This window comes from Sinorhizobium fredii USDA 205 (genome assembly GCF_001461695.1).
Classification (GTDB): Bacteria; Pseudomonadota; Alphaproteobacteria; order Rhizobiales; family Rhizobiaceae; genus Sinorhizobium; species Sinorhizobium fredii.
Window position 1 is genome coordinate 1 of the sequence record NZ_AUTC01000177.1, and the last position, 20,418, is coordinate 20,418.

A 20,418-nucleotide genomic window follows, 5' to 3' on the forward strand; every position below is an offset into this window, starting at 1 on the left:
CGACGTCCGCTTCGCATCCGACCCCTCCCAGAAGATCTACGAGCTGATGACCCGGGAGAACCTGGTCACCGTCAAGGAGAGCGTCGACCAGCAGGAGGCGAAGCGTCTCCTCCACAAGCACCGGATCGAGAAGCTGCTGGTGGTCGATCCGGATGGCCGCTGCGTCGGGCTCATCACGGTCAAGGACATCGAGAAGTCGCAGCTGAACCCGAACGCCTCCAAGGACGCGCAAGGGCGGCTTCGCGCCGCCGCGGCTGTCAGTGTCGGCGACGACGGCTTCGAGCGCGCCGAGCGGCTGATCGATGCCGGCGTCGACCTGATCGTCGTCGACACTGCACACGGCCATTCGCAGCGCGTGCTCGACGCGGTCGGCCGGGTGAAGAAACTGTCGAACTCGGTCCGCGTCATGGCCGGCAACGTCGCGACGGCGGATGGCACCAGAGCGCTGATCGATGCTGGCGCCGATGCCGTCAAGGTCGGCATCGGTCCCGGCTCGATCTGCACGACGCGCATCGTCGCCGGCGTCGGCGTGCCACAGCTTGCCGCCATCATGGCGGCGGTCGAGGCAGCGCAGGCGTTGGATATCCCGATCATCGCCGATGGCGGCATCAAATATTCCGGCGACCTCGCCAAGGCGATTGCCGCCGGTGCCTCCGCCGTCATGGTCGGCTCGCTGCTCGCCGGCACCGAGGAGAGCCCGGGCGAGGTGTTCCTCTATCAGGGCCGCTCCTTCAAGGCCTACCGCGGCATGGGTTCGGTCGGCGCCATGGCGCGCGGCTCGGCCGACCGCTATTTCCAGGCGGAAGTCCGCGACACGCTGAAGCTCGTGCCGGAAGGCATCGAAGGCCAGGTTCCCTATAAGGGTGCCGTTGGCGGCGTCCTGCATCAGCTTGCCGGCGGCCTCAAGGCGTCGATGGGCTATGTCGGCGGCGCGACGATCAAGGACTATCAGGAGCGCGCCACCTTCGTCCGCATCTCCGGCGCCGGCCTTCGCGAAAGCCACGCGCATGACGTGACGATCACCCGCGAGAGCCCGAACTATCCGGGCGGCGCCTGATATCTTACGCGGGACGCCGACCGGCGTCCCGCGTCCTTGCCTTCCCATCCGAGATTTGAAGCGGAGCACCGATGTCGGGGTTCGAGATCTTCTGGCCCGTGGTTGCCCATGTCGCGCTGGTGTTCATGCTTTATGCGCTTCTCTCGATACGTCGGTCTGCGGTCGTCCGCGCCGGCAAGGCGGAGGCGTCGCAGTTTCGTGAAAACCGCGGAGAGCCAAGCGAGAGCCTCGTCGTGCGCAACAGCATCGCGAACCAGTTCGAGCTGCCGGTACTCTTCTATGCGTGCTGCGTAATGCTCCACATCACCGAGGCCGACAACATCATGTCGCTCGGTCTTGCCTGGCTTTTCGTCGCACTCCGCTATGCCCACTCCTTCGTGCATGTGACCAGCAACCGGCTCCGCTATCGCGGCCCTCTCTTCCTGGCCGGCTTTGTGACGCTCGCGGCGATGTGGGCGTGGCTGTCCCTCTGGATGGCGATGAACTGACGATTGACTGCCGTTTGCCGGTATCAATGTCTCAGTTCTGAGACGATCTCTTCATCGAACCGCCGCGCCTTGACGTGCGTCAAGGGACCGCGTCCGGCCCCGCGGCTAAACTTCCGTCGTCGAGTATCGGAGGAGGAGATCGATATGGCCGGAACAATGAAAGCCGCCGTGGTACGCGAATTCGGCAAGCCGCTTGTGATCGAGGAATTGCCCATACCGCAGCCGGGACCGGGTCAGGTCCTCGTCAAATACGAGGCCACGGGCGTGTGCCACACCGACCTGCACGCCGCCAAGGGCGACTGGCCGGTGAGACCCAATCCGCCCTTCATTCCCGGCCACGAAGGGGTCGGCTACGTCGCCGGGATCGGCGCCGGCGTCACCCGGCTGAAGGAGGGTGATCGGGTCGGGGTGCCATGGCTGCACACGGCCTGCGGCTGCTGCACGCCATGCCGCACCGGATGGGAAACGCTGTGCGGCAGCCAGCAGAATACCGGCTATTCGGTCGACGGCACCTTTGCCCAGTACGGCCTGGCCGATCCGGATTTCGTCGGGCGGCTGCCGGCCAAGCTGGAGTTCGGCCCGGCCGCGCCGGTGCTCTGCGCCGGTGTCACCGTCTACAAGGGCCTGAAGGAGACGGAGGTGAAGCCCGGAGAATGGGTGCTCGTCTCCGGCATCGGCGGCCTCGGCCACATGGCCGTGCAATATGCCAAGGCCATGGGCATGCACGTCGCCGCGGCCGACATCTTCCCCGACAAGCTGGCGCTCGCCGAGAAGCTCGGAGCCGACCTCGTTATCGACGCAAAGGCGGCTGACGCTATCGAGGAGGTGCAGAAGCGGACCGGCGGTGTCCACGGGGCGCTGGTCACGGCGGTCTCGCCAAAGGCGATGGAGCAGGCCTACCGCATGCTGCGTTCGAAGGGCACCATGGCCCTTGTCGGTTTGCCGCCGAGCCAGATCTGCCTGCCCGTCTTCGACACGGTGCTGAAGCGGATCACGGTGCGCGGCTCGATCGTCGGCACCCGCCAGGATCTGGAGGAGGCGTTGGAATTTGCCGGCGAGGGCAAGGTCGGCGCCCACTTCTCCTGGGACAAGATCGAAAACATCAACGCCATCTTCGAGCGCATGGAAGAAGGCAAGATCGACGGCCGCATCGTTCTCGATTTGAACAACTGAGCGTTGGTCCTAAGCTTTGGATCACGACAAGTAACGCAGTTTTGACGTGTGCCTGCCGCCCGCTGACCTATCCTGTCGGCGGGCGGTGCGGCCATCGCTGCGCCGCCTTCGGAAAACGCCGAAGGAGAGCGTCATGAACAAGCCTGTGATCACTCAGGCAATGATCGATGCCTATGACGAATACACGCATCTGACCCTGGATCGCCGCCGCTTCATGGAGAGGCTGACGGCGCTTGCCGGTACGCGGCTGCCGCCGCGGCAATCGCCCCTTTGCTCGCCGCCAACAGCGCCAAGGCCGAAATGGTCGCCGCGACGGACGAACGGATCAAGGGGGAGGATATCACCTATCCGGGTGCCGACGGCGAGATGAAGGGCTATCTGGTCAAGCCCGCCAATGCATCCGGCGAGCTTCCGGCGGTGATCGTCATCCACGAGAACCGCGGTCTCAATCCGCATATCAAGGACGTCGCGCGTCGCGTCGCCCTCGACGGATTCGTCGCCCTCGCTCCCGATTTCCTGTCGCCTGACGGCGGAACGCCGAGCGACGAGGACAAGGCCCGCGAGATGATCAGCGCGCTCGACGCGGGTGTAACCAGTGCCAATGCGGTGGCGACCGTCACCTTCCTCCACGGGCACGCGCAAAGCACCGGCAATGTCGGCGCGATCGGCTTCTGCTGGGGTGGCGGCATGGTCAACCGTCTTGCGGTCAATTCTCCGGATCTCAAGGCCGGCGTCGCCTATTACGGCTCCCAGCCGAAGGCCGAGGACGTGCCGAAGATCAAGGCCGCCATGCTGCTCCACTATGCGGGGCTCGACGAGCGCATCAATGCCGGCATCGATGCTTACCGCAAGGCACTGACGGAGAATGGCAAGGACGCCACGATCTATGTCTATGACGGCGTCAACCATGCCTTCAACAACGATACCTCGGCGGTTCGCTACGACAAGGCGGCAGCCGAACTCGCCTGGGGACGGACCATCGAGTTCCTGAAGACGAAGCTTGCCTGACGGGCGACTACAGTGGTAACGGGCAGGGGCACCACTGTGCGCGATCCTACCGCTCGGCCCCCTTTAGTATCGAGCGGGCACAATCGACGATCGCTTCGGCCAGCGCGTCCATATCGCGCCGGCGCGGATTGCTGCGGCGCCAGATGAGTCCGATCTCGCGCGCCGGTCCGGGGGCGGCGAAGGGCACGATGCGGATGGCATTGCGCGCCGCCTCGCTCGGGATGGCGATCTCCGGAATGAGCGTCATGCCCATGCCGTTCGCCACCATCTGCAGAAGAGTCGCCATGGACGTGGCGCCGAAGCTCATCAGCTGCCGCTTGCCGGCGCTGTTGCAGACGGCCAGCGCCTGATCGCGCAGGCAATGGCCCTCCTCGAGCAGGAGCAGTTGCGAGATATCGACCTGTTCCTCGGTCAGCGGCGACATCAGCACGTTCCGGTCGTTGTCTGCGACTGCCATGAAGAACCGGTCCGAAAACAGCGGGCGCGCGGCGATGCCGTCGGCATCGATCGGCAGCGCGGCGACGACAGCGTCGAGCCGGCCGTCACCGAGATCGGCAATCAGCCTGTCGGTCAGCGATTCCTTGAGCTCGATTTCGATCGCCGCATATCGCGCCCGCAGATAGGGAATGAGTTGCGGCACCAGATAGGGTGCCAGCGTCGGGATGACGCCCAGGCGGACGCGTCCGTCGAGCGTTCCGGAATTTGCCCGGGCGCTTTCCTCCAGCCTGTCGACATCGGCCAGGATGGCGCGGACCCGCGTCAGCACGTCCTCGCCCTTGCCGGTCAGGAATACGCCTCCGCGGCTTCTCTCGACAAGCTTGACCCCAAGATGCTCCTCCATCTCCATGATCTGAGCCGAAAGGGCCGGCTGGCTGACATGGGCGAGCTCGGCCGCGCGGCCGAAATGGCGGGCAGTCGCGAGGGCATCGAAATAGCGCATCTGTCGAAGCGTCAGCATGATAGGAAAAATTTATCGGAAATGAGTTCGGAGTACAAGCGGAGACTATCGCAGGGGGAGCGACTCCGCCGGCCACGAGGTAGCAAACTGTGGCAGGGATCGGTTCCGGAAAAGGACGAAGGCCGTGCTCTTGCACGAGGCGCGGCCTTCGTCGTCTTGCCTGTAAAGCGGGGCTTACCAGCCCGGCAACATATGGCTCTGCCTGAGGCGCGGATAGCGCGGATAGCCCTTGATATCGTTGTCGAGGTCGTCGTTGACCGCGATCGGCGTGATATTATCGAGGCAGGCGGTGATGTGGTTGGTGATGGCGTTCGACAGCGACGGCGAAAGGCCGGGGCGCTTCATGATGCCGATCTGCACGGGTGCGAGCGCCGGGAATCCGTCCGCAAGCGTCAGCACCTTCATGCCGGGACGAAGAGCTGATTCCGGCAGCACCGAGACGGCCATTCCGGCGAGCACCGCGGCGGCGACGACGGTCGACGACCAGCTTGTGAACAGGATCTGATACTCGCGGCCGGTCGCATCGAGCGCGGCACAGGCCGCCTGCCGCCACAGACAGTCGCGGCGTCCGACGGCGAGCGGGATCGGCGCATTTTCCGGAAGCGGATGGTTGATCGAGCTCACCCAGCAGAGCGGTTCGGTCCTGACCACGTCGGAGGCCCGCACCCGCGGATTGTGGGTGACGAGGGCGATGTCGAGATCGCCCTTCGCCATTTTCTCGGCGAGATCGGCGGAAGGCTCGCAGACGATATAGAGCTCGACATTCGGATGCGTCTTCGCGAAGCGGACGATGATCTCCGGCATGTAGCGGTCGGCATAGTCGTCGGGCGTACCGATCCGGAGCGTGCCTTCGAGCCTGTTGTCGTCGAAAGAGGCGATCGCCTCGTTGTTGAGGCGGAGCATCCTGCGGGCGAAATTCAACAGCCTGTCGCCCTCGACCGTCAGCCGGTTGCCGCGCCCGTCCTTGATGAACAGCGGCTTGCCGATGCGCTCCTCCAGCCGGCGCATCTGCATCGACACTGCCGACTGAGTCTTGAAGACGCGATCGGCGGCCTTGGTGAAGCTGCCCGTGTCGGCGATGGCGACGAAGGTTTGCAACTGATCGATATCGAGCGGTGCGGACATGGCCGAATACCCATAAAATTGTTTGATGGATATCATTAGAAACATTCGTTGGACTGATCAATAAGGATTTGCGATTCATAGCGTGCAAATCACGTCAATCCTCCCGGCGACGTCACCGCCGCTCAACCAAATCATTCCCGCTTGCCCCTGCGTAGACCTCCCCGCAGGGGGCGGGCCTCTTCGTGCCTGAAAAAGGAGTTCCGCCATGCGCACGACCCAACACGCCCTCGATCTCGACCTCGCTGCAGGCAAGCCGTCGCTTGCGTCCCGTACGGCAGGCGTCATCGGCGTGCTGACGGCTGTCTGGCGCCTGTACCGAAGCCGCTGCCAGATTGCGCGTCTCCACGATCTCGACGATCGGCAACTGCTCGACATGGGGTTGAAACGCGAAGACCTGCACGAGGCGATGACCTCGTCCTTCTTCGAGAACCCGGGCAGCTTCCTGACGCGCGCGTCGCGAAACCGGGCGAACCACTTCTACAGGGGTGTCCGCCACGATTGATGATCCCCGTGGCGCGTCCCCCGCCTGGATGCGTCATTTGCGGCATGATCCGGCGAAAGCTTGCCGCCATCGCGCGGATCATGCCGCGAATTTCCAGTTACGGTGACGCTTATCACCGATCCGTTCCCCGCAGGGTATGAGCCAATAGACCCTGCTGCTTGCCCGGTACATGCCAAGACATGTACCGGGCTTTTTTTGTGGGAGACTACCGCGTAGCAGCGAGACGGAGAATTTGCCCCTCATCCGGCCTGCCGGCCACCTTCTCCCCGCGAGCGGGGAGAAGGCTAGGGTGAGGGGCAAATCTCCCGATCATGCTTTGCCGTCGGAACTACTCTTATAGCTCTCGAACAGGGCGTCGATGTTCTTCTGATATTCCTTCTGCATCCCGAGGCCGGTGTCGAACATGTTGTTCATCATCTGGGAGAACTGCGCGAAGGCGGGGTTTTCCTGAGGCGGCTTCTCGGCCGCAGCACTGCTGTTGCGCATCATGTCCTGGTAGGCCTTGAAGAAGGGATTGTCGGCGAAAAAATCAGGCGTTTTCGGTTGCTCCTGGGCCTTGCCGGCACCGAAGAATCCCTGCATCGCCTGGGTGAAGGGATTGTCGAACGGGTTCGGCGCAGGCTCGGGCTTCTTGGCGAGGCCGGTCGCCTCCATCCATTGCCGCATCAGCGTCATCATCGGATTGTTGGCGAGCGCTTCGTTCACCTGGTTGGTGGTCTCCTTGAAAAGGCCGCCCATGAGCGTGCTCGCCATCACCGGCAGCATCTGCTTGTAGACTTCCTGGCCGATGCCGGTCATCTGTGCCGCCTGTGCCGCGACCGCCCGCGACATCTCCTTCGAGCCGAACAGCTGACCGAGGATATCGTTGCCGTCCGCCACGCCCTCAGGCGTGAAGGCCTGCTTCATATCCTCGAAATACTTCACGTAATTGCCGGTCGAGAGTGCCGTCAGCAGCGCTCCGAAATCATAGGGATTGGCGGTGTTGCGCTTGAAGCCAGTGGAAAAGGCCGGCATCAGCGCCGCTGTCGCCTTCGCCATCTGCTCCTGGGCCAGGCCGAACTGCTTCGCCATCAGCTCGATCGCCTGGCCGTTCTGCGCTTGTGCGAACATGTCAAAAAGCGGTGCCATGGCAATTCCTTCCCGGGCGAGTGACGCATGTCATTGCACTATAACGGGAATCGAGAGGCTGGAAACCGCTTTTTGCTCGGACCCGAACGCGTTCCGCGCCTCAGTATTGGTATTCCGTAAACACCGGATCGACGGAACGGTTCCAGCGGCCGTTGTAGAGGGCCAGCAGATCCTCGGCGAGCGTCGCTTTTTTCGCCAGAACTTCGCCGAGCGGTTCCAGGAACTGGCTCTCGTCGATACCATCGCTGTTCAGACGGTTGCGCCGTTTCAACCCGGCCCGCGAAATCGCCAGCACCTCGCGGGCGATGTCGAACAGCGACGCCGCTCTGAATTTCGCGGCCAGCCCCTCGGCGGGAACTGCGTCCCTGAGTGCTTGGACCTCGTCGTAGCTCCAGTCGCGGGTCAGCGTCTCGGCGTCCGCCAACGCCTGGTCGTCATAGAGCAGGCCGACCCAAAAGGCGGGCAGCGCGCAGATCCGCCGCCACGGTCCGCCGTCGGCACCGCGCATCTCGAGGAAACGCTTCAGCCGGACGTCGGGGAAAAGAGTCGAAAGATGATTGGTCCAGTCGCCCATGTTGGGCTGCCATTCGGCGATCTCTCCCTTCAGCGTCCCGTTCATGAACTGGCGGAAGGTGACATGGGTGCAGTCATGATAATGGCCGTCGCGTACGACGAAATACATCGGCACGTCGAGCGCCCATTCGACATAGTCGGCGAAGCCGAAATCCGGCCTGAAGGAAGCCGGCAGGAGACCGGCACGCCTATTGTCGGTGTCGCGCCAGATCTCTCCCCGCCACGAAAGCAGGCCGTTCGGTTTGCCGTCGGTAAACGGCGAACTGGCGAAGAGGGCGGTGGCGAGCGATTGCAGCTTCATCGATACCTGCATCTTGCGCCGCATGTCCTCCTCGGAGGAGAAGTCGAGATTCACCTGGATCGTGCAGGTGCGGTACATCATGTCGAGGCCGTGGGTCCCGACCTGCGGCATGTAGCGCGACATGATCGCGTAGCGCGATTTCGGCATGCGCGGCGTTTCTTCGAAGGTCCATTTCGGACTGCCGCCGATGCCGAGGAAGCGGATGCCGAGCGGTTCGGCAATCTCGCGAAGCACCGCAAGGTGTTGGTTCGATTCCTTGCAGGTCTGATGCAGGTTCTCGAGCGGCGCGCCGGAAAGCTCGAATTGGCCGCCGGGCTCCAGCGAGATCGCGCCGTTCCCGTCCCGTTCGGCAAGGCCGATGATATTGCCCTCGTCGACGATCGGCTCCCAGCCATTCCGCTCGGCCATGCCTTTCAAGAGCGCTTGGATGCTGGCCTCGCCGAAATAGGGCACGGGGCCGTTGTCCGCCTTGAAGAAGGCGAATTTCTCGTGCTCCGTACCAATCCGGAACCTCTCCTTCGGCTTCGATCCGGACGCGAGGTAGGCGGTCAGTTCGGCAACGGAGGTGACCGGCGTCTGGTCGGTGGTGTCTCTGGCCATATTCGTCTTCTTCACATGTGCGGGATCCCGCCGGCAGCAGGATGGATGGAGGGTGCTTGAACCGTAATCAAGTGCGGTGCAAGTCAATTTCTTTCAAGATGCCGTCAAAAAAACTCCGCGCAAAGCCCCTCCTGCGCCACGCCTCCTGTCAGACGCGCCAGGGCCGCCTTACGGTCCTGGATTTGCTGCATGTTTTCATCCTTGGATCGAACGGTTCCAAGCATTGCGCTGCCGCCGACCGACGGCTCACCGCCAGTCGCCGAGCGTTGCCTGAATGAGCGCCAGCGCGGCCACCGCGGCCGTATCGGCGCGCAGGATGCGCGGCCCGAGCGGGACTGCGGTGACGAAATCGAGGCTGCGCAAGAGCACCCTTTCGGCTTCCGAGAAGCCTCCTTCCGGGCCGATCAGCAGGGCAAGACGGCGCTCGCTGATCCCGCTGAGGATCGGCAGCGGATTCTGGCTTTCATTGCCCTCGTCGCAGAAAATGATGCGCCGCTCGCGCGGCCAGTTCGCCAGGAGTTCTTCGAGTTTTCGGGGTGCCTCTACCGAGGGAATGCCGAGAACCCCGCATTGCTCCGCGGCCTCGATGACATTGGCGCGCAGGCGGTCGGGATTGCCGAGCTTGCCTTGCACGTGCTGGGTCATCACCGGCTGCAGCACGCCGGCGCCCATCTCGACGGCCTTCTGAACAAGGTAGTCGAGCCGCCCGATCTTGAGCGGGGCAAACAGATAGATGAGGTCGCAGGGAGCCGGCTGAGGACGGGTCTGCTCGCCTGCCATGAGCACCAGCTGCTTTCGGGAAGGGAGGGACAATTCCGCACGCCACTCGCCGTCTCGTCCATTGAAGACCAGGATCGAGGAGCCCTCGCCGAAGCGCAGCACGTTGACCAGATAGTTGAACTGTTCCTTCGTGGCCTCGTGCCTTGCCCCGGTGTGAAGCGGGCTTTCGACGAACAATCGCTGCATGCGGAAATTGGCGCGCATTCGGTCACTCTCACAGAAACAGGCCGGCGAGCAGCCGATAGACGAGCGCCGAGAGTAGCGCGGAGGCAGGAAGGGTGATCACCCAGGCGGCGACGATCGTCAAGAAATAGGAGCGGCGCACCAGCCGGCGGCGGCGTATCTCGGCGAAATTCGTTTCGATGGCCTCGCCCATGAAATCGGATTGGCCGGTCCGCCGCCGGATATACTCCAGCCGCCGCCGCGAATGGCGAATGTACCATTCGCGGAAAAAACCGACGCCGAAGACGGCACCGACCGCCGTGTGCGTGGAACTGATCGGCAGCCCCAGCGCCGATGCCAGGAGCACGGTGACCGCAGTCGCCAGCGCTACGCAGAAGGCGCGCATCGGATTGAGACGGGTGATTTCCTCGCCGACGACGCGGATCAGGATCGGCCCGTAGAGAAGCAGGCCCATCGAGATGCCGAAAGCGCCGATGAGGAGCACCCAGAAGGGTGCCACCGACCGCGCCGTCGAAATCGTGCCGTTCACGGCCGAGACGATCGCCGAGAGCGGTCCGATGGCGTTCGACACGTCATTGGCGCCGTGCGCGAAGGAGAGCAGCGCGGCGGAGAAGATCAGCGGCAGGCGGAACAGCTTGCGAAGCGACTGGTTGCGGTTCTCGAGTCCCACCGATTGGCGATGAATCCACGGCTTGCACAGGCCGTAACAGGCGATGCCGGCAAGGGCGCCGATGAGGAGGCCCGTCCAGAGCGAAATCACCTGCAGATGGACGAGCGCGAAGATCGCCACATAGGCGGTGAAAGAGCCTGCCGTGATGCCGAGCACGATCGGCATCCAGTACCGCGCCGCCGCGATCTTGTCGTCACGATAGATGACGAATTCCTTGAGGAACGCCAGGAAGAGGGCGGCGATCGCCCCGCCGAGCAGGGGAGAGACCGACCAGCTCGCGGTGATCCCGGCGATCGCCCACCATTTGACGCTGGCGAGACCCTCGGCCGCCAGGCCGGCGCCGATGATCCCGCCGACGATAGAGTGGGTGGTCGAGACCGGGGCACGCGCGTAGGTGGCGATGTTGATCCAGACGGCCGAAGACAAGAGCGCCGCCATCATCACCCAGACCAGCACGTCGAGGCTGACCAGTTGCACGCCGTCGACGATGCCGGCCTCGATGGTAAGCGTCACCTTTCGCCCGGCGATGACGGCTCCGGCAATCTCGAAGACGGCGGCAATGCCAAGCGCCGTCGCCATCGTCATGGCCTTGGCGCCGACCGCGGCTCCGACATTGTTGGTGACGTCGTTTGCGCCGATGTTCATCGCCATGTAGGCGGCGATCGCGGCCCCCGCCACGACAATGCCCATGCCGGACGCGCCGGTGAAATAGCTGGCTGCGAATGCCATGCTGAGGATCAGAAAGAGCAGGCCGAGGCCGGGGGCGGCAAGCCCGCGCATCACATATTGCGATGCCTCCTCGGCACGGCTGACCTTGTCGAGATCCTTGTCGATCGTCAGCTTTTCGAGGCGCATGCGCGGCTTGGACACAAATATTACTCCATTGTCATATTTGCCAGTAGCGGTCCGCGACGGCGTATTCAAGCGGTGTTGGAAGATGGGCGCCGGGCGGGCATGGTGGATCTAAGCCACCAACTATGACCGTCAGCCCTTGGAGGCCGCAGGCTCCGGCGGCTGGGCGGCGGCCATTCGCTTGCCGAAGCTGAGGATGAGTTCCTTCAGCGAAGGTTCGGCGACGCGACTGGCGGCCTCCGCGTAGTCGACCCACTCGAGCTTTCGCTCGCCCTTTTCGGGGAAATTCTTGCAGAGATTGTCGACTTCGAGGGCGTGGACCTGAACTTTGCAGGGAATCGTCAACCCGTGGTCCATGCGCTTCTGATAGACATAGGAGCCGATCGCAGCCTTCTGCGCCTTGCCTTTCACGCCGGCCTCTTCATAGGCCTCGCGTTCGGCGACCTCATGTGCCCACTTTCCCTGCATCGGCCATCCCTTGGGAATGACCCAACGGCCCGTGTCGCGGCTGGTGAGCAGGAGAATTTCCGGAGACATCGCCTTCTTGCGGACGCGGTAGCACAGCGCGGCATATTGCATGCGCGCCGGTCGACGCAGCATCAGATGCACGTCAGAAGCTAGCCGGTGCAAGAAGTTCAAGGAATCGATACTCCTGTACGAATCAGGCTCCAATCAGCCATTCTGAATTATGGCGCGTCTGACTTGCGTGTAAATGACGTCAGCCGATCAATAACTGATAAGAAGCGTTGCGGTTCCGTGAGCGGAACGCCGTTGTGAATACATGTAATGCTTCCTTGCGCCACTTGCCAGAAAACGACATCGTCGGTCGTATTTTGTTCTTGATGGCGGTTCAGGAACTTCGAGCGCGCGTGGCGCCCGGAATGCCGGGTCTAGGAACCGATGCGGTCGCGCTGTTTGAGGCGCAGCCGCGCGATACGGGCCCACTCGCCGCTGCGTTCCGCATCGCGCGCCGCGGCGGCGACGAAATCGATATGGCTTTGTGCGGCCGCCTTGGCGGCCGCGGGATCGCGCGCCATGATGGCCGCGTAGATCGCCTCGTGCTGGGAAAGCAGCCGGTCGCGCGCGCCCGGCGCGCCGAAGACCGAGCTGCGATGAAAGAAGATGCCCTGGGTCAGGAGCCGGTAGCAGGCCCTCAGCGTGTGCAGCAGAATGATGTTGTGGGCGCTTTCGCCGATCGCATTGTGCAGCTCGACGTCCGCTTCGAGTTCGTCGTCGAAATTGCCGCTCCGGTGTGCATCGCGCATCCGCTCGATGACGCGGGTGAGGAGGTCGCGGTCGAAGTCCGTGGCGCGTGTCGCGGCGAGTTCCGCCGTCAGCCCTTCGAGCTCGCGCCGGTATTCGAGGTAATCCTGGGTCGCCTTGTGGTGACGGCTGATGAGCTCGATCAACGGTTTCGAGAAGATCTGGCCGACCACGTCGGCGACGAAGGTGCCGCCTCCGTGGCGGCTCTCGAGCAGGCCGCGCCCTTCCAGTTCCTTCAGCGCCTCGCGCAGGATCGGTCGCGACACGTCGAGCCTTTTCGACAGGTCCCGCTCGCCCGGCAGCCGGTCCCCGTCGCGCAGCACGCCCTCCAGAATCAGGAGCTCGATCTGCTGGACGACCTCGTCCGCCGTGCGGCTGTGGCTGATGCGCGCATAGAGATCGCTTTGGTCTTCGGTCACTACACATCTCCCACGGACGGAATGGCGCCTGGCGCTTTCTGTTTCCGTCATCGGCTGCAATCCAGGTCCCTGACCCTAGCAGGACCCATGAAGTGGTCAAAGTGATTGTCCACTTGCCAAGGTGCGGCTGATAAAAGTCAAACTGCGTCAATGCGTCCTGTTCATTTTGCTCCCCTGATTGATAAGTAAAAGGTGATGAACGCGAGGGGGATGAAGCGCTTCATGGCGAAGGCAAGTTTTGGATTTCCAGCGGCCGCCTTGCGCGCTCAGGCGCTCGGCGAGGTTCATTCTCGGCCCTATGCGCTGGTGACGACGCCACGCGTCATCTTTCAGCTCGCCTTCATCACCGAAGGCGGCTCGATCGTCGACCATGCCGTGCTCTCGGAACTGTCCCGCGCGCGGGGCATCGCGCCGCCCGGTCGCGATGCCAACCACCACGCCATGCCCTGGGGGCAGGGGACTTTGCGCTGGGAGCGGCACACTGAATTTTCCACCTATTTCTGGGACGCGCCGGCGCCGGAACGGTTCGGCGGCGAGGTGCCGATCCATCCTTTCGGCGACGGTTTCTCTCCTCCGGGCTTGTTGATTTCCGGCATCCGCCTTGAAATCCGCCCTGATACGCCGGAAGCCCGCGAGGCGATCAAGGCCTTCGATCCGACAAGCCTCTGTTACAGCGAGACCAAGAACGGCCAGGCCGTGCTGTTGACCGACTTCCGGCAGAACGGCGACGGGCTCACCCAGATCCTCGTCCTCGACCGCGGCATGACGGAGGCCGGCACGGGTGCGCTGGTCCAGCGTCTGCTCGACATCGAGACCTATCGCACGCTCGCCATGCTCGGTCTGCCGCTGGCGCAATCGCTGTCGCCGGAAATTCGTCGGACCGAGGATGGCCTGACTGCCGTCACCCAACGGATGAAGGAGAATGTCCGCGAGAAAGCGGACGAAATGCTGGCGGAGATCACCCGGCTTGCCGCCGAGCTCGAAGCCGGTGCCGCGCTCAGCCTCTATCGCTTCGGCGCGAGCCGCGCCTATTACGGCATCGTCCAGGAACGCATCCGAACGCTCTCCGAAACACCCGTGCCCGGGTACGAAACGATCGGCACCTTTCTCGAACGCAGGCTGGCACCGGCGCTGCGCACCTGCCAGTCGGTCGAGGAGCGGCAGGCCAATCTTTCGCGTAAGCTCGCCCGTGCAACGGCGCTGCTCAGAAGTTGGATCGATGTCGAACTCGAACGGCAGAACAGCGCGCTGCTCAATTCGATGGACCGAAGGGCAAAATTGCAGTTGCGCCTGCAGCAGACCGTCGAGGGCCTCTCCGTCGCGGCGATCTCCTATTACGTCGTCGGTCTGTTCGGCTATCTCGCCAAAGCGGTGAGCCACGAGCTTCCGGTCGATCCCGGCGTGCTGACCGGCCTTGCCGTGCCCTTTGCGGTCATCGGCGTCTGGCTGGTCGTTCGCCGCATTCGCCGCCACCACGAGGAAGGTGCGCACAAATAGAGATGGCGGATCCCTGCCGGCAATCACTGCTCCCAATAGGGAACCGGGCCATAGAGGCCTGCGAGATAATCGACGAAGTGCCGCACCTTGGCGGGAAGGAACCGCCGGCTCGGATAAACGGCCGAGAGCGTCAGCCGGTGCGATCCTTCCCATTCCGGTAGGACCTGCACGAGGCGTCCGTCGCGCAGTTCCGCGCTGACGTCCCAGGTCGAGCGGAGCGCGATGCCCGCTCCGGCGATCACCGCGGCGCGGATGATCTCCGACGAATTGGTGACGAGCGGTCCGTCCGGCCGGTAGGCCAGGGACCCGCCCGGACCTTCCAGCTTCCAGCTTTCGTTGTTATGGGCCGGCAGGCAGATGTGCTGAGCGAGGTCGCCGATCTCCTTGGGTGCACCCTGGCGGGCGATATAGCCCGGCGCCGCGCAGAGCAGCCGACGAACTGGCGCGAGCTTGCGGGCGACGAGGCTCGAATCGGTGAGCTCGCCGATCCGGACGGCCAGGTCGAAGCCGTCGGCGACAATGTCGCTGAACTCGTCGCTGAGGACGATATGGAGCTTCAGGTCGGGGTGATCCTTCATGAAGCCGGTCAGATGCGGCGCGATATGCATGCGACCGAAGGAGGTGGGTGCCGTGATGCGCAGCGTCCCCTGAGCCTGCGACGACCGCCCCGACGCATAGGCCTCCGCCTCCTCGATGCCGGCGAGGACGCCCAGGACGCGGTCGTAGAAGCCCTGTCCGGCCTCCGTCAGGGAGACCTGCCGGGTCGTGCGCTGCAAAAGGCGTGTGCCGAGCCTCTCCTCGAGCCGCTTGACGCGCTTGGAGATTACCGCCGCGGAAAGGCCGAGGGCGCGGCCCGCCGCCGACATGCTGCCGGTGGAAACCACGCGCGCGAACACTTCGAGATCCCCAAGATTCGTCATCAATCCTGACCATTGTTTCCGAGAAGGAAAAGATAATTAGCAGCTGTCGAATGCCCCTACCAGTGTATCCTGCTTTCACAAAGCGGATGAAATGCTCTAGATTCAAATCACAAAGCGGATGATTCTGAGAGATTGCGGCGAAGGATGCGGGCGGAACAGCCTGCCCTGGTCCTCGTGTTTTGTTGGAGGAGTTCATGCCGGAGACGATCGGATTCCTGAAACCCAGGCAGGCCGTCCTCGACCGCCGGCCGGAGATCGTTGCCGACCTCGCCGACCTCTTGCCGGAGGGCTGCCTGATCAGCGACGAACGGGGGCTGAAGCCGTTTGAGACGGATGCATTTCTCGCCTATCGCCGCCTGCCGCTTGCCGTTGTGCTGCCGGAGACGACCGAGCAGGTTTCCGCCGTTCTCAAATATTGCAGTCGCTACGGCATCCCGGTCGTGCCGCGCGGGGCCGGCACCTCGCTTTCCGGAGGCGCCATCCCGCAGGAAGACGCCATCGTCATCGGTCTCTCGAAGATGTCGCGTATTCTCGATGTCGACTTCTTCAACCGCACGGCGACGGTGCAGGCGGGTGTCACCAATCTCAATATTTCCGAGGCGGTGAGCGCCGACGGCTTTTTCTATGCGCCCGATCCGAGTTCGCAGCTCGCCTGCACGATCGGCGGCAATATCGGCATGAATTCCGGTGGCGCCCATTGCCTGAAATACGGGGTGACGACCAACAACCTCCTGGGCGTCAAGCTGGTGCTTTTCGACGGCACGGTGATCGAGCTCGGCGGCAAGGCGCTCGATGCCGCCGGCTACGATCTGCTCGGCCTCGTCTGCGGCTCGGAAGGCCAGCTCGGCATCGTCACCGAGGCGACGGTGCGGCTGATCGCCAAGCCCGAGGGGGCGCGCCCCGTGTTGTTCGGCTTCGCCTCTTCGGAGGCGGCCGGTACCTGCGTCGCCGATATCATCGGGTCGGGCATCATCCCGGTGGCGATCGAATTCATGGACAGGCCGGCGATCGAGATCTGCGAGGCCTTTGCGCATGCCGGCTATCCGCTTGATGTCGAAGCTTTGCTGATCGTCGAGGTCGAGGGGGCCGAGGCGGAGATGGACGCGACTCTCCAGAGCATTATCGAGATCGCCCGGCGTCACGGCGTCATGACGATCAAGGAATCGCAGTCGGCGCTCGAGGCAGCGCTGATCTGGAAAGGCCGGAAATCAGCCTTCGGCGCTACGGGCCGGGTCGCCGACTATATCTGCATGGACGGCACGGTGCCGCTCAGCCAGCTCTCCTATGTGCTGCGCCGGACCGGCGAGATCGTCGCCGGCTACGGGCTGCGCGTCGCCAATGTCTTCCATGCCGGCGACGGCAACATGCATCCGCTGATCCTCTACAACATCAACGATCCGGAGGATGCGGCCCGCGCCGAGGCGGCCGGCAACGACATCCTGAAGCTCTGCGTCGATGCGGGCGGCTGCCTGACGGGCGAGCACGGGGTCGGTATCGAGAAGCGCGACCTGATGCGGCATCAGTTTAACAAGGCCGACCTCGACCAGCAGATGGCGGCACGCGCGGCCTTCGATCCGCAATGGCTTCTGAACCCCTCGAAGGTATTTCCGCTCGAAGGACGGCCTGCGGCATGATCGTCCATTTCGAACCGGCAAGCGAGGAGGGGATTGCCTCCGTGGTGCGCTCCGCGGCGGCCGAGCGCGTCACGCTTGCTATCGTCGGTGGGGGGACGCGCTCTGGGCTCGGAAACCCGGTGCGGGCGGACCGAACGCTGTCGAGCCGGCGCCTCTCCGGGATCGTCACCTACAACCCGGCGGAGATGACCATGAGCGCGCTTGCCGGGACGCCGCTTGCCGAGGTGGAAGCGGCGCTCGCCGCCAACGGCCAGATGTTGTCGTTCGAACCCATGGATCACCGCCCGATCTTCGGGACAACGGGCGAGCCGACGATCGGCGGGGTTTTCGCGGCGAATGTCTCCGGGCCTCGCCGCACTGTTGCCGGGGCCGCCCGCGACAACCTGCTCGGCGTACGGTTCGTTAACGGCCGCGGCGAGCTGGTCAAGGCCGGCGGTCGCGTCATGAAGAACGTCACGGGGCTCGATCTCGTCAAGCTTATGGCGGGCTCCTACGGGACGCTCGGCATCCTGACGGAGGTCACCTTCAAGGTGCTGCCGGTTCCGCCGACGGCCGCGACCGTCGTCGTCTCGGCTCTCAACGATGCGGAGGCAGCGGCCGTCATGGCCGAGGCGATGGCCCAGCCAGTGGAGGTGTCGGGTGCGGCGCATCTGCCCGAAAGCGTGCGGGGCCGCTTCATCGACGGCGCGCTGCCGGACGGGGCGGCGACCGTGCTGAGGGTCGAGGGCTTCGCGGCGTCGGTAGAGATGCGTGTCGAAAAGCTCGTCGCGGCGCTGTCGCGCTTCGGCCAGCGCTCGCAACTGGACGCCGGGCAGACGAAGACGCTCTGGGCCGAGATCCGCAACGTGAGGCCTTATGCCGACGGCACGGCAAGGCCGTTGTGGCGTGTCTCGGTCGCCCCGTCCGCGGGTCACCAGATCGTTGCAGCGCTGCGTCTTCAAACGGGCGTGGATGCATTCTACGATTGGCAGGGCGGCCTTGTCTGGCTTCGCATGGAGGCAGAATCCGAAGCTGAACTCGTACGCCGCTACGTCCGTGCCTTGGGTGGAGGTCATGCGACGCTTGTGCGCGCCGGCGGCGAAGCGCGTGCCGGGACACCGGCCTTCGAGCCGCAGCCTCCGGCGGTGGCGCAATTGAGTGAACGGGTTCGCGCCTCGTTCGATCCGGCGCGGATCTTCAACCCGGGGCGGCTGGCGGCCGTCGACTGATCGGAGCGAGCGCCGGCGCAACTCGTGCAGCCTGCATGTTTCCTCAAATCGTAGCCGATTTAAGGACAAAAACATGCAGCAAGTCAAAATGCTGCAGCGACCTTCGCGCGTGTGATAAGACGCGCGGCGCTGCACGAGAAAGGAATATTCGATGAGCGACCCTGGTCCGCAGACGCCGCTTTCCCGTGACACAGATCGCTGGCTGGAGCCGGGAAAGGTCAACATCCAGATCATCTACCTGCTCTATCTGGTCGGCTTCGCGATCGGCGTCACGGTACTGGTCGGCATCGTTCTCGCCTATCTCAACCGCGACAAGGCAGAGCCATGGGCGAGAACGCACTACACATGGGCGATCCGCACTTTCTGGATCGCCCTGCTGTTTGCCGTCATCTCGGCGCTTCTGTCGGTATTGCTCATCGGCGTGCTCGGTTTCATCGCGACCGCAGTCTGGATCGTCGTGCGCTGTGTCATCGGGCTTCAGAAGGCGGCCCGCGAGGAGCCGATCACCGATCCCGAAAGCTGGCTGGTCTAGCGCCTTGCGGTTCCGCGGCAAGCGCCGCGATGCGAATTGAGAGTGGAGTATCCGGTTGCAGACAAATTTCTCCCCAGAGCAACTTGCCGACCCGCATGTCGCCGAATCGGAAAAGATCCTGCGCAAATGCGTCCATTGCGGCTTCTGCACCGCCACCTGTCCAACCTATGTCCTGCTCGGCGACGAGCTCGACAGTCCGCGCGGGCGGATCTACCTCATCAAGGACATGCTGGAAAACGGGCGTGCGGCCGATACCGAAACCGTCACGCATATCGACCGATGTCTCTCCTGCCTTTCCTGCATGACCACCTGCCCGTCGGGCGTCGATTACATGCATCTGGTCGATCATGCCCGTGTCCACATCGAGAAGACCTACAGGCGACCGCTCAAGGACCGTTTCGCCCGCTCCGTTATTGCCGCGACCTTGCCCTATCCTTCGCGCTTCCGGCTGGCGCTCCGCACGGCGAGGCTTGCCCGACCCTTGGCGGGCCTGCTGAAGCGGGTTCCCTGGCTCAGGACCTTCGGAATCATGCTCGACCTCGCACCCCCCGCGGTGCCCGCGGCGTCGGACGGGGCGAGGGCAGCCGTTTACGCCGCCAAGGGCACGCCGCGCGGCCGTGTCGCGCTGCTCACCGGCTGCGCCCAACCGGTATTGAGGCCGGAGATCAACGAGGCAACCATTCGGCTGCTCACCGGACAGAGCGTTGAGGTCGTCGTTTCGGCGGGCGAGGGCTGTTGCGGCGCGCTTGTCCACCACATGGGGCGCGAGGAACAAGCGCTGAACGCCGCCCGGCGCAACGTCGATGTTTGGCTGAAGGCTGCCGAGGAGGATGGGCTCGACGCGATCGTCATCACCGCATCCGGCTGCGGCACGACGATCAAGGACTATGGGCACATGCTGCGTCTCGACCCGGCCTATGCCGAGAAGGCGGCGAAGGTTTCCGCACTGGCAAAGGACATAACCGAATATCTGGCGGGACTGGACCTGCCCGAGCAGGGCCCGCGCGGCATGACCGTCGCCTATCACTCGGCCTGCTCGATGCAGCACGGCCAGAAGATCACCCTGGCGCCGAAGCAGCTTCTGAAGCGGGCGGGCTTTGCGGTTCGAGAGCCGGCGGAGGGCCATCTCTGTTGCGGCTCGGCCGGCACCTACAACATCCTGCAGCCGGAGATATCGGCGAAACTCAAGGCCCGCAAGGTGAGGAACATCGAGGCAACCAAGCCGAACGTCATCGCCACAGGCAATATCGGCTGCATCACCCAGATCGCCAGCGGGACGAATATTCCGATCCTGCACACTGTCGAGCTGCTCGACTGGGCTTATGGTGGGCCGAAGCCTACGGGGTTGTAAGCGGGAGGCGTTTGCCCCTCATCCGCCTGCCGGCACCTTCTCCCCGCAGGCGGGGCGAAGGGGACTCGCGGCGGCGTATCCCCTCTCATTGAAGTCGAAATGGATGGAAAGGCAGTCGGACTTGCTGGACGTGTCCCCTCTCCCCGCGTGCGCAGGGCTGTCCGGGGAAAGTTCAGCCATAGACGAAAGCCATCTG

At 63.8% G+C, this 20,418-nt stretch carries 18 protein-coding genes and 1 pseudogene; 10 read left to right on the forward strand and 9 right to left on the reverse strand.

The features are described from left to right. The 4 genes and pseudogenes from guaB to N181_RS25855 all read left to right on the forward strand — a co-directional run. Positions 1-1,057: IMP dehydrogenase (guaB, locus tag N181_RS25840; protein WP_060563981.1), on the forward strand; the 1,057-nt coding region annotated here is incomplete at its 5' end. Positions 1,058-1,128: 71 nt separating this feature from the next. Beyond that, positions 1,129-1,545 carry an MAPEG family protein gene (locus tag N181_RS25845; protein WP_037401193.1) on the forward strand — a complete coding sequence of 139 codons (417 nt, stop codon included), beginning with the start codon at positions 1,129-1,131 and terminating at the stop codon, positions 1,543-1,545. A gap of 144 nt (positions 1,546-1,689) precedes the next feature. Then, positions 1,690-2,718 (forward strand): alcohol dehydrogenase AdhP, encoded by a 1,029-nt coding sequence (gene adhP, locus N181_RS25850; RefSeq protein ID WP_037401196.1) that lies wholly within the window; start codon positions 1,690-1,692, stop codon positions 2,716-2,718. Positions 2,719-2,851: 133 nt separating this feature from the next. Further along, positions 2,852-3,726: pseudogene (locus tag N181_RS25855) on the forward strand (dienelactone hydrolase family protein). Between the two features lie 46 nt (positions 3,727-3,772). Here N181_RS25855 and oxyR read toward each other — a convergent pair. After that, complete coding sequence (gene oxyR / locus N181_RS25860; protein WP_037401206.1) at positions 3,773-4,684, reverse strand: hydrogen peroxide-inducible genes activator OxyR; 912 nt, start codon at positions 4,682-4,684, stop codon at positions 3,773-3,775. Positions 4,685-4,858: 174 nt separating this feature from the next. Further along, on the reverse strand, positions 4,859-5,809 hold the full coding sequence (locus N181_RS25865) for a LysR substrate-binding domain-containing protein (RefSeq protein ID WP_014327465.1): 951 nt from the start codon (positions 5,807-5,809) through the stop codon (positions 4,859-4,861). A gap of 205 nt (positions 5,810-6,014) precedes the next feature. Here N181_RS25865 and N181_RS25870 point away from each other — a divergent pair, with 205 nt between their 5' ends. Further along, positions 6,015-6,311 carry a DUF1127 domain-containing protein gene (locus tag N181_RS25870; RefSeq protein WP_012706964.1) on the forward strand — a complete coding sequence of 99 codons (297 nt, stop codon included), beginning with the start codon at positions 6,015-6,017 and terminating at the stop codon, positions 6,309-6,311. 309 nt (positions 6,312-6,620) lie between these two features. Here the strand turns inward: N181_RS25870 and N181_RS25875 are convergent, their stop codons facing one another. From N181_RS25875 to N181_RS25900, 6 genes are all read right to left on the reverse strand, one after another. Continuing rightward, positions 6,621-7,439, reverse strand: coding sequence for a DUF937 domain-containing protein (locus N181_RS25875; RefSeq protein ID WP_037401209.1), 819 nt, complete (start codon positions 7,437-7,439; stop codon positions 6,621-6,623). 100 nt (positions 7,440-7,539) lie between these two features. Continuing rightward, a complete protein-coding gene (locus N181_RS25880) occupies positions 7,540-8,913 on the reverse strand; it encodes a glutamate--cysteine ligase (RefSeq protein WP_037401210.1) in 1,374 nt (457 codons plus the stop codon). Positions 8,914-9,159: 246 nt separating this feature from the next. Then, the gene (locus N181_RS25885) at positions 9,160-9,897 is read right to left on the reverse strand and encodes a 16S rRNA (uracil(1498)-N(3))-methyltransferase (RefSeq protein ID WP_060563983.1); all 738 of its coding nucleotides are present in this window, start codon (positions 9,895-9,897) and stop codon (positions 9,160-9,162) included. A gap of 10 nt (positions 9,898-9,907) precedes the next feature. Beyond that, entirely contained in the window at positions 9,908-11,416 is a 1,509-nt protein-coding gene (locus N181_RS25890; RefSeq protein ID WP_014327469.1) for an inorganic phosphate transporter, read from the reverse strand. 114 nt (positions 11,417-11,530) lie between these two features. Beyond that, positions 11,531-12,037 carry an NUDIX hydrolase gene (locus N181_RS25895; protein WP_014327470.1) on the reverse strand — a complete coding sequence of 169 codons (507 nt, stop codon included), beginning with the start codon at positions 12,035-12,037 and terminating at the stop codon, positions 11,531-11,533. A gap of 251 nt (positions 12,038-12,288) precedes the next feature. Continuing rightward, positions 12,289-13,080: a FadR/GntR family transcriptional regulator gene (locus N181_RS25900; protein WP_014327471.1), complete on the reverse strand. Its 792-nt coding sequence runs from the start codon at positions 13,078-13,080 to the stop codon at positions 12,289-12,291. A gap of 222 nt (positions 13,081-13,302) precedes the next feature. Between N181_RS25900 and N181_RS25905 the strand changes: the two genes are divergently transcribed. Then, positions 13,303-14,577 carry a DUF3422 family protein gene (locus tag N181_RS25905; protein ID WP_037401227.1) on the forward strand — a complete coding sequence of 425 codons (1,275 nt, stop codon included), beginning with the start codon at positions 13,303-13,305 and terminating at the stop codon, positions 14,575-14,577. A gap of 23 nt (positions 14,578-14,600) precedes the next feature. On the opposite strand, the gene N181_RS25910 is transcribed toward N181_RS25905, so the two are convergent. Further along, positions 14,601-15,497 carry a LysR family transcriptional regulator gene (locus tag N181_RS25910; RefSeq protein ID WP_037401217.1) on the reverse strand — a complete coding sequence of 299 codons (897 nt, stop codon included), beginning with the start codon at positions 15,495-15,497 and terminating at the stop codon, positions 14,601-14,603. Between the two features lie 194 nt (positions 15,498-15,691). Between N181_RS25910 and N181_RS25915 the strand changes: the two genes are divergently transcribed. The 4 genes from N181_RS25915 to glcF all read left to right on the forward strand — a co-directional run bounded on the left by N181_RS25915 (position 15,692) and on the right by glcF (position 20,222). Next, a complete protein-coding gene (locus N181_RS25915; protein ID WP_037401220.1) occupies positions 15,692-17,131 on the forward strand; it encodes an FAD-linked oxidase C-terminal domain-containing protein in 1,440 nt (479 codons plus the stop codon). After that, positions 17,128-18,339, forward strand: coding sequence for a glycolate oxidase subunit GlcE (glcE, locus tag N181_RS25920; RefSeq protein WP_080577785.1), 1,212 nt, complete (start codon positions 17,128-17,130; stop codon positions 18,337-18,339). Before N181_RS25915 ends, glcE begins: the two co-directional genes overlap by 4 nt. Before the next feature lie 151 nt (positions 18,340-18,490). Continuing rightward, positions 18,491-18,871, forward strand: coding sequence for a DUF4870 family protein (locus tag N181_RS25925; RefSeq protein WP_014327476.1), 381 nt, complete (start codon positions 18,491-18,493; stop codon positions 18,869-18,871). Between the two features lie 55 nt (positions 18,872-18,926). Next, positions 18,927-20,222 carry a glycolate oxidase subunit GlcF gene (gene glcF / locus N181_RS25930; protein WP_037401223.1) on the forward strand — a complete coding sequence of 432 codons (1,296 nt, stop codon included), beginning with the start codon at positions 18,927-18,929 and terminating at the stop codon, positions 20,220-20,222. Positions 20,223-20,418: the final 196 nt, after the last annotated feature.